The organism is Methanosaeta sp. UBA458 (assembly GCF_002496085.1).
Classification (GTDB): Archaea; Halobacteriota; Methanosarcinia; order Methanotrichales; family Methanotrichaceae; genus Methanothrix; species Methanothrix soehngenii.
This window is the reverse complement of the sequence record NZ_DAIK01000021.1, coordinates 1-705: the sequence shown is the minus strand read 5'-3', so window position 1 is coordinate 705 and position 705 is coordinate 1. Positions and strand designations below refer to the sequence as shown.

Here is a 705-nt window from a genome sequence, read left to right as displayed (position 1 = left end):
TCGAGATGGACCCATGGACTGGATCGCGAATGACCTCTCTTGCCTCGCTCACGAAGATCGCCTTATTATCGCTGATAGTTCGGCGGTTTTTTGATCATTCACTTCGGTGCGAGCAGCAAAATTGCTGCCGCTAGATCGCCTTTTGCCTCCAGGAGGGCCGCTCTTGCATCTTCATGATTTGCACCCGTCTGGGCGACAACCAGGTCCACATCTGACTCGGGGATCTCAAGCTCCGGTCCCTCGTTTGCCTCCGTTCCGGAGAGAGGGCGCTCAGTGGCATCGCCGGATATTTGATAGCTGCGCTGCCCATGGGCATCCATTATCGCGACAGAGGCGTTTTGTATAACGATCTCCTTATCAGGCATGCGGATGATGACCTCGGAGACATCCTCCAGCTCATCTATGTCTATTCCCATGCTCTTAAGCATGCCCTTCATCTTCTTGGGGCTCATGCCGCCCCTTCCTCCTAAACCTCCTAAACCAGGAAACATGTCAATCACTCTAATCTAAGGAGTCGATATTATCGTAGGTAAAGATATCTGTCATTATTGTGTGCAAAGGGGATTGGTTATATCTGGATCATAACCTTTTTCGCGTCTCTGTCAGAGCCAATCGATTAGAAATGGAATCGAGCTTGTCAGTGGTTCCCTGCATCGGAATACAGCATCATCTTTATAAAGAGCAAATATAAACCTTTTATTCAGG

The 705-nt window shown here is 49.2% G+C and carries 1 protein-coding gene; it reads right to left on the bottom strand.

Features of this window, described 5'->3' with window-relative positions; all coding sequences use genetic code 11:
• Positions 1-98 precede the first annotated feature (98 nt).
• A complete protein-coding gene (locus BP822_RS01330; protein WP_286877554.1) occupies positions 99-452 on the bottom strand; it encodes a nascent polypeptide-associated complex protein in 354 nt (117 codons plus the stop codon).
• Positions 453-705 lie beyond the last annotated feature (253 nt).

Coding starts and splice junctions, on each gene's coding strand:
- BP822_RS01330 (WP_286877554.1), bottom strand. CDS start 452: ATGAGCCCCAAGAAGATGAAGGGCATGCTTAAGAGCATGGGAATAGAC.